9 protein-coding genes are annotated in these 8291 nt (G+C 73.0%); all 9 read right to left on the bottom strand.

Annotation, left to right across the window (positions count from 1 at the left end):
- Nucleotides 1–545: 545 nt before the first annotated feature.
- The 9 genes from ACWEJ6_RS44000 to ACWEJ6_RS43960 are packed head-to-tail and all read right to left on the bottom strand — an operon-like array spanning nt 546 to nt 8227.
- On the bottom strand, nt 546–1043 hold the full coding sequence (locus tag ACWEJ6_RS44000) for a hypothetical protein (RefSeq protein WP_352325416.1): 498 nt from the start codon (nt 1041–1043) through the stop codon (nt 546–548).
- Nucleotides 1040–1540 carry a hypothetical protein gene (locus ACWEJ6_RS43995; protein ID WP_358289098.1) on the bottom strand — a complete coding sequence of 167 codons (501 nt, stop codon included), beginning with the start codon at nt 1538–1540 and terminating at the stop codon, nt 1040–1042. The genes ACWEJ6_RS44000 and ACWEJ6_RS43995 overlap by 4 nt, the downstream gene beginning before the upstream one ends.
- Nucleotides 1541–1546: 6 nt before the next feature.
- Nucleotides 1547–2707 (bottom strand): MlaD family protein, encoded by a 1161-nt coding sequence (locus ACWEJ6_RS43990; RefSeq protein WP_452431412.1) that lies wholly within the window; start codon nt 2705–2707, stop codon nt 1547–1549.
- Nucleotides 2704–3684 carry an MCE family protein gene (locus ACWEJ6_RS43985; protein WP_452431411.1) on the bottom strand — a complete coding sequence of 327 codons (981 nt, stop codon included), beginning with the start codon at nt 3682–3684 and terminating at the stop codon, nt 2704–2706. Before ACWEJ6_RS43985 ends, ACWEJ6_RS43990 begins: the two co-directional genes overlap by 4 nt.
- Complete coding sequence (locus ACWEJ6_RS43980; protein ID WP_452431410.1) at nt 3681–4670, bottom strand: MCE family protein; 990 nt, start codon at nt 4668–4670, stop codon at nt 3681–3683. Before ACWEJ6_RS43980 ends, ACWEJ6_RS43985 begins: the two co-directional genes overlap by 4 nt.
- Complete coding sequence (locus tag ACWEJ6_RS43975) at nt 4661–5653, bottom strand: MCE family protein (protein ID WP_452431409.1); 993 nt, start codon at nt 5651–5653, stop codon at nt 4661–4663. The genes ACWEJ6_RS43980 and ACWEJ6_RS43975 overlap by 10 nt, the downstream gene beginning before the upstream one ends.
- On the bottom strand, nt 5650–6705 hold the full coding sequence (locus ACWEJ6_RS43970; RefSeq protein ID WP_452431408.1) for an MCE family protein: 1056 nt from the start codon (nt 6703–6705) through the stop codon (nt 5650–5652). The genes ACWEJ6_RS43975 and ACWEJ6_RS43970 overlap by 4 nt, the downstream gene beginning before the upstream one ends.
- Nucleotides 6702–7484: an MlaE family ABC transporter permease gene (locus ACWEJ6_RS43965; RefSeq protein WP_452431407.1), complete on the bottom strand. Its 783-nt coding sequence runs from the start codon at nt 7482–7484 to the stop codon at nt 6702–6704. The genes ACWEJ6_RS43970 and ACWEJ6_RS43965 overlap by 4 nt, the downstream gene beginning before the upstream one ends.
- Nucleotides 7481–8227: an MlaE family ABC transporter permease gene (locus ACWEJ6_RS43960; protein WP_452431406.1), complete on the bottom strand. Its 747-nt coding sequence runs from the start codon at nt 8225–8227 to the stop codon at nt 7481–7483. Before ACWEJ6_RS43960 ends, ACWEJ6_RS43965 begins: the two co-directional genes overlap by 4 nt.
- Nucleotides 8228–8291 lie beyond the last annotated feature (64 nt).

Here is an 8291-nt window from a genome sequence, read left to right as displayed (position 1 = left end):
CGGTCTGCAGAGCGAGAAGATCAGGAACTTCGAGGGGCTCCTGGATGCGCGCGAAAGAGACGCGACGGGGACCAGCGGGTACGGCGGAGGCGTTGCGCGAGGCTGCCAACAGATGTCCTTCCGAGGGCTCGCGGCGGACTGACTACACGCACGCCAGACAACCTCGCAACGTGAGCAAGCATCACGGGTCGTCAAAGGGCAGCGCAAAGGGGCAGTGTAGCCGAACGGCACACGCCTGTCCACTTCGCTCTCGCTGCATGCTCCACGTTGGTCGCAGCATCGCCCGTTCAGCCGCAAACGTCAAGCCCGCGAGCCCGACTTTTAGCCGCCTAGGGGCCCGGACGCTGGGTTTTCTCCCCAGTGTGATCGGGCGCCTACCGCCAGGCCCAAGACGATACCCGCGATCGTGGGCGGTTAACGCTCCGTCACCCCGGGGGTCGAACCCATGCCGACCACCGATGTAGCTGTGACTGGAGTACCCCTATCAAGGGCTTCACCAAACCTGATTTTTGGTAACAATTGAAGGTAGCGGCACGCCCGGCGGCTCAAGCCGTTCCCAGCAGCGTGGACAGCCCCTCGACCAGCCATCGCCCGTCTTGCCTGACCATGACGAACCGGGCTCGGTTCTGGGTCACCTGTTGCTGGGGCCTGTCCTGGTTCGGCACTACTTTTACCGTAACCATGTTCACGAACAACAGGACCTCGACCCTGTCGGGCGTGGCGCGCTCGACGCCGGCGTCCACCACGGCCGCGGTGCGCACGGTCTTCTCGGCCTTGGCCTTGGACACCAGCGACGTGGTGAGCTCCTTGTAATGCCTGGTCAGCTCGCCCGTCGTGTACGCCCCGGCCCTGGCCAGGTCGGCCTCCACCGAGCGGTAGTCGTAGGAGAACATGTCGGGGGCGACCTGGCGGGCCGTCGCCATCGCCTCGGCCCCGGCCCCTTCGGCCCCCCGCAGGTCACGCAGGTCGAACCACATCCTGGGCACCAGCACGCCCGCGACGATCACCAGGACGCCGAGCAGCACCACAGTGACGGTTCTCACACCACCTGCACCACCTTCGACACCAGCCACACGCCGCCGGCCTTGGTCACGTCCATCGTCCAGCGGTAGAAGCGCTCCTGGGGCGGGCTCTTGGAGCCGTCCCAGCGGATCTCGGCGTCGGCCACCACCAGCACCTTCGCGGTGCCGCCGGACATCGACACCAGGCCGGTCGCGCGCAGGACGCCGTGCTGGACGACCTTGTTGGCGACCGTGGTGCTCTTGAGCTTGCCCGCGATGGCCTGGTAGCCGGTTCTGGCCCCGCCCGTGCAGGTGTCGAGGATGCGCTGCACGTCGGCGTCGACGGTCCTGTAGTCGAGCGAGACCAGGTTCTTGGCGTGGGTGCCGGCCGCGAGCAGCGCGGCCTGCCGGTCGTCGGCCAGGGCCTGCGCGTCACGCGCCTGGAGGGAGATCCACACGCCGGCGGCGACGAGCGCCGCCAGCGTCACGCTGAGGGCGGCCACGAGGATGCGTGCCGGGCGCGCGGGAAGTGCTCCCACCTGTGCTCACCCCTTCCGGCCGGTCGCCGGATCATAACCCGCGAGCCAGTCCTGAAGCCCTGGAATCGACGGAGGCGGTTGGGGAGCCGGGGCGTTGCGGGCACCGCGCACGCCGGTCGCGCTGCCGCGCGGCTCCCTGCAGAACGCCTCCGGGTCGGGCGGCCGGGTGCTGACGTCGTGGGGCTGCCGCCTGCGTACGCGCTCGTAGCCGCGGGTGCAGGGCCTCGGGACGTTGAGGTCGAGGTCGAGGCCGAAGTGCAGGCCGTCCCGGTCGACCACGGAGAAGGCGCCCGCGACGGCGGCCGGGTAGCCGATCAGGAGCTGCCGGAGGGCGGTGACCCGGGCGGAGACCGTCCGGCCGCCGATCACCAGGTGGGTCAGGAGCGGGCGCAGGTGAGGCGCGACGCCGTCGGTCAGGCGTTCGAGCTGCTCGGCCGCGCGCGGGGTGCGGCCGATCACGTGGGCGAGGTCGCCGCGACCGTCGCGGAGCGAATCGGTCAAGCTCGCCAGATTCCCGGCGAATGCCTTCAGATGGCTCCCAGAGGCCCGCTGAGCGTCGAGCACGGTCTCCCCGTCGTGCAGGACCGCGACCGTCTCGGGAAGGACGCTCTCGGCCTGTCCGAGCAGCTTCTCGCCCGCGTCGGCCAGCCGTCGCAGGGCCGGCCCGTTGCCGCCGAGCCCCTTGTCCAGCTCGGTCACGACCGTCTCCAGGTCGCGCGGGTCGATCGCGGCCAGCAGGCGGTCGGTGTCGCCGAGCAGCCTGGACGTGGGAACCGGCAGCCGCGTGTGCGCGCGGTCGATCACGTCCCCCTCCCGCAGGTACGGCCCCGCGCCCCCGGCGGGCCGCAGGTCCAGGTACTGCTCCCCCACCCCCGACCGGTTGGCCACCACCGCCAATAGGCCGCGTGCCGGGACGGGGTCGCCGGACCCGAGCCTGACCACGGCCCGCGCGCCGTCGCCCGCCACCGCCAGCGACTCCACCCGGCCGATCGGCACCCCTCGGTAGGTCACCTCCGAGCCGTCGAACAGCCCGCCCGCGTCGGCCAGCTCGACCGTGACCCGGTAGGCGGGGTCGAACAGGTCTGCGCCCACCCGGGCGTACCTGACCAGCGTGTACGCCACCGCCACCACCCCGATCAGCGCGAACGCCAGCAGCCTGACGGTCATCGCGCACCGCCCAGCAGGTTGCGCAGCGTGGCGCCGGGCGAGGCGTCGACGGTCAGGTCGGTGTTGGCGTAGTCGCCGCGCAGCATGGACGAGGCCGACCCCGGGAACGGGAACGTGATCGCGGTCGCCAGCCCCGACGCGACGCTGTCGCGCGCCCGGTCGAGGTTGAGCAGGAGCTCCCGCAGGTGGCGGAGGTCGGCGAGGGCGTCGGCCTGGGAACGCTCGACGACACGGGTGGCAGTGCGGCCGAGCCGGTCGAGGGCGGCGAGCATGGCGGTCAGGCCCGCGCGCTGGCCCTTGAGCAGGGCGACGGCCGGGCCGATCTCGGTGGCGGTGGCCCTGATCGTGGCGCGCTGGGCGGCCAGGGTGCCGGTGAGGCCGTCGAGGGCGTCGATCAGCCGGACGATCTGCTTCCTGGAGCCGTCGAGCCCCGCGGCGAACGCGCCGAGCCTGCGCAGCAGGTCCTTCAGCCGGGCCGAGCGGCCGTCGAGCACGTCGGCCAGCTCGCGGTTGACGGTCGCGAGCTGGTCGAGGCCGCCACCGTCGACCAGCAGGGAGGCGGCCGACAACACCTCCTCGACCTCGGCGGTCGTGCTCGTCCGGGCCACCGGGATCGGGCCGTTCAGCCGCCCGCCCCCGGCGGGCAGCAGTTCGACGAACTTCTCCCCCAGCAGGCTCGTCTGCGAGATCGCCGCCGAGGTGCGGTCGGGCAAGGCGACGTCGCCGCGTACCTGGCAGACCACGTCGGCCCGCCAGTCGTCGCCCAGCTCCACGCCGGTGACCTCGCCCACGGTGACGTCGTCGACCTTGCACGGCGAGCGCGGCACCAGGTCCAGCGCGTCGGCGAACCGGATGGTCACCGCGTACGGCCGCGCGCCCAGGTCGGCGCCGCCGGGCAGCGGCAGCGAGGCCACCCCCTCGAAGCCGCAGCCGGCCAGGGTCGCGAGCAGCAGCGCCAGGACGAGCAGGCCTCTCATCGCACGGGTCCTTCCGGCAGGGGGTCGGGCGGCCGGATCGAAGCGGGCAGCGGGACCAGGTTCTGGATGATCGTGTCGAACCAGCGCCCGTTGCCGGTCGCGTCGGCGAGCTGCCGGGTGAACGGCCCGAGCAGGGCCAGCGACCGGTCGAGGCTCTCCTCCTGGCGGCGCAGCACGGCGACGAACGAGCGCAGCCGTTCGAGCGCGGGTCGCAACGTGGTCCTGTTGTCGGCGACCAGCCCGTCGATCTGCCCGGCCAGCACCACCGTGTTGACCAGCAGCCCGTGGACGACCGCCCGCCGCGCGGAGACCTCGCGCAGCAGCAGGTCGCCGTCGGTGACCAGGCCGTGCAGGTCGGCGTTGCGGCGGGCCAGCAGGCCGGTGACGGTACGGGCGTGGCCGACCAGGTCGTGGAGGCGGGCGTCGCGGGCGGCGATGGTGCGCGAGAGCCTGCCGAGCCCCCGGAGGGAGGCCCGGATCTCCGTCGAGGAGCCTTCCATGGTCTGCGACAACACGGTCATGGCCGCGGCCAGGGCCCGCTCGTCGACGCGTCCCGCAGCCGCGCCCAGGTCGGCGACGGCGGGCGCGACCTCGTAGGGGACGCTCGTGCGCGACAGCGGGATCTGCCCCTGGAGCCGGCCGCCGCCCTCGGGGACGAGCATGACGAAGTGGGCGCCGAGCAGGGTCTTGATCCGGATGTCCGCCCTGGTCAGCGAGCCGAGCCGGACGTCGTCGGCCACCCGCAGATCGACGCGGACGTGGTCGCCTTCGAGATCGACGCCGGTGACCTCCCCGACCTTGACCCCGGCGATCATCACGTCGTCGTGCTCGCGCAGGCCCGCCGAGTCGGCGAACGCGGCCGAGTACGTGCTGCCGCGCGGCAGGCCGCCGACCGCCAGGGCCGCCACGACCAGCGCGAGGGCCACGACGATGCCGCCGACGCCCAGCGGCACGGGGTCGCGTCTCCTGAAGGGGGTCAGTGGCATCGCGGGCTCCCGTTGACGATCTTCGGAGTGCGCACGCCGCCGCTCCTGACCGTGAGTGAGCAGAGGTAGAAGTTGAACCAGGACCCGTAGGAGGAGGCCCGGACGAGCCGGCCGAGCCGGTCGGGGGCGCGGGCGAGGGTGTCCTCGACCAGGGCGCTCCTGGCGTTGAGCGCCGTGAGCAGCCCGTCCGCGTGCCGGACGCTCGCCCGCAGGTCGGGCCGGGCCCTGCGGACGAGGTCGCCGGTGACGGCGGTGAGACGGTCGAGGGTGGCCAGCGAGTCGCCGATGGCCTCGCGGTCGCCGGCCAGGCCGCCGATCAGGGCGCGCAGGTCGATCAGCAGGCGGTCGTAGTCGTGTTCCCGGCCGGCGATCTCGCCGAGCACCGTGCCGAGATTGGTGATCACGCGGCCGATCACGGCGTCGCGGTCGGCGAGCGTGCCGGTGAGGGAGGCGATGTGGCCGAGCAGGGCCTCGACCGTGCCGCCCTCGCCCTGGAGCACCTGGACGATCTGCCAGCTCAGCTTGTTGACGTCCTGGGGGCGGATGGCGTTGAGCAGCGGCCGGAAGCCGTTGAACAGGGCCGTGACGTCGAGGGCCGGGCGGGTGCCGGCCACGCGGGCGCCGGGCGGCAGCAGGCCGGGGCCGCCGGCGCCGGTGGACAGCGTCAGGTAGCGGTCGCCGACGAGGTTGCGCCACCGGACGGCGGCCACGACCGAGCGGGGCAGCGCGGTGGCGCGCCGTACCGAGAAGGCGACCTCGGCCTGGACGCCCGCCAGCGTGACGCTCTCGACCCGGCCGACCCGCACGCCGGCGATGCGCACCTCGTCGCCCTCGCGCAGCCCCGAGGCGTCGGTGAACAGGGCGTGGTAGACGACCGCGGCGGTGAAGCGGGCGCCCGAGATCGTGACCGCGAGGGTGGCCACGCACAGGGCTGTGACGAGGGCGAAGACGGCCAGCTTGAGCGCCGGCCCGAGCGTGGTCATCGCAGCATCAGCCTCGCCAGATCGGCCGTGCCGTCGTCGAAGCGCACCCCCGGGAAGGGCACGGGCGCGTGGTCGGGCAGGCCGTAGCAGGCCGGGCCCCTGCGGTCGGCGTAGCGCGGGGTGTCCTTGCCCGGTTCGTACGGGTGCGCCGGCCGGACGATCTCCAGCACCGCCTTCGCGCTGCCGTGGCCGAAGGCGTTGTCCAGCAGCGGCCGGAGGCGGTCCAGGCCGCGCAGCACGCACGGGATGACGGGCGCGTGATGGGCGGCCACGTCGAGGGCCGGGCGGACGACGTGCGGCAGGCCGACGATGCCCGGCTCGTCCGTGGTCAGCAGGCGGTCGGCGGCGGTGGCGGCCCGGGTGACGGCCGTGCCGGCCGGGCCGATGGGGGCGGCGGTGAGGGTGCGGCTGATCGCGGCGCTGTTGGCGAGGGTGCGCAGCAGGTCGGGGGCGGCCTGGCCGTACCGGGCGGTGACGTCGGCGAGCTTGGCGATGTCCCGCTTCAGCGCCGGCAGGTGGGGCTGGAGGCGGCGCAGGTAGGCGTCGGTTCTGTCCAGGGTCGTGCCGAGCCGGGCGCCGCGGCCGTCCAGGGCGGTGGCCAGGGCGTTCAGGACGGCGTTCAGGCGTTCGGGGTGGACGGCGCGCAGGTGGGCCAGCAGGCGGTCGAGGATCTCGGTGATCTCGACGGCGGCGGCCGATGACCTGATCACGTCGCCGTCGCGCAGCGGGCCGCGCGGCGAGCTGGGCGGGATCAGGGCGACGTACTTCTCGCCGAACAGGGTCTTGGCGCGCAGCTCGGCGGTGGAGGCGCGGTCGACGTCGTGGTCGAGGGCCAGGATGAGGCGGGCGCCGTGGTCGGCGGGCGCCAGGTCGGCCACCTCGCCGACCACGACCCCGTTGACCTTGACGTCGGCCCGGCGGTCGAGCTGGAGCCCGGCGGCCGGCAGCAGCAGCGTGACGTGCCGGGCGGTGGAGAACGCCTTCGTGTAGACGGCCAGCGTCAGGGCCGTGAAGGCGGCGATGATCGCCAGGAGTGCGGCGCCGTGTCTCATCCGGCCAGCCTCACCGTCGTGGTCGTGCCCCAGATGGCCAGGCCGAGCAGGAGGTTGGCGACGTTGACCGTCACCAGCACCGCGCGCACGGCCCGCCCGACCGCCACGCCGACCCCGGCCGGCCCGCCGGTGGCGTGGAAGCCGTGGTAGCAGTGGATGAGGATCACCAGGACGGCGAAGACCATCGCCTTGCCGAAGGACCACAACACGTCGTAGGGCGACAGGAACAGCTCGAAGTAGTGGTCGTAGGTGCCCGTGGACTGGTCGTGCAGCACGGTCACGATCAGGCGGGTGGCGAGGTAGGAGGCGAGCAGGCCGAGCACGTACAGGGGCATGACGGCGGCGAAGCCGGCGATCAGCCGCGTGGTGACCAGGAACGGCACCGGGGGGACCGCCATGACCTCCAGCGCGTCGACCTCCTCGCCGACCCGCATCGCGCCGAGCTGGGCGGTGAATCCGCAGCCCACGGTGGCCGACAGGCCGATGGCGGACACCAGCGGGGCGATCTCGCGGGTGTTGACGTAGCTGGACAGGAAGCCGGTGAAGGCCGAGCCGCCGATGCGGTCGAGGCCGGTGTAGCCCTGCAGGCCGACCTCGGTGCCGGTGAAGAAGGTCATGAAGGCGACGATCGTCATCGTGCCGCCGATCACCGCCAGGCCGCCGCTGCCCAGCCCGACCTCGGCCAGCAGCCTGAGCACCTCGCGCCGGTGGCGCGCGCCGGCCGGGAGGGCCCTGATCGCCCTGGCGTAGAACTCGCCCTGCCGGTCGAGCGCCCTCATGACCGCGCCAGCTCGTTGTAGACCGCGCTGATCAGGAAGTTCTCGGCGAACAGCAGCAGGGCGGCGAACACCACGGCCTGGTTGACCGCCTCCCCCACGCCCTTGGGCCCGCCCGCCGCGCCCAGCCCCTTGTACGCGGCGACGAGCCCCGTCGTGACCCCGAAGACCAGCGCCTTGCCCTCCGACACCCACAGGTCGGAGACCTCGGCCAGGGCGTTGAACGACTGCAGGTACGCGCCGGGCGAGCCGCCCTGGACGACCACGTTGAACAGGTAGCCGGCGACCAGCCCGACCGTGACGACCAGGCCGTTGAGCAGCGGCGCGACCAGCGCGCACGCGGCGACCCTGGGCACGACGAGCCGGTGGAGGGGGTCCACGGCGAGCACCTCCATGGCGTCGATCTCGTTCCTGATCCGGCGGGCGCCGAGGTCGGCGCAGATCGCGCTGCCGGCCGCGCCCGCGATCATCAGCGCGGTCACCACCGGGCCCGCCTCGCGGACGATGCCGAGCACGGCGGTGGCCCCGGTGAAGGACTGGGCGCCGAACTGGCGGATCAGGTTGCCGGTCTGCATGGCGAGCACGGCCCCGAAGGGGATGGCGACCAGGGCGGTGGGCAGGGCGCTCACGCTGACGATGAACCACGCCTGCCGGACGAGCTCGCGCACCTGGAACGGCCGTCGCGCGGCGGCCCTGGCGGTGTCGAGCGACATGGCGACGAACCGCCCGACCTCCGCCGTCACCATGTGCGGCCGATCGAACGCATGCCGTCACCGTCATGGGTCGCGAGGAGGTGTTTCTCGGTCGGAT

This window comes from Nonomuraea sp. NPDC004702 (genome assembly GCF_053601695.1).
Note: the sequence above shows the minus strand (reverse complement) of the source record. Positions and strands in the feature narration are given on the sequence as shown.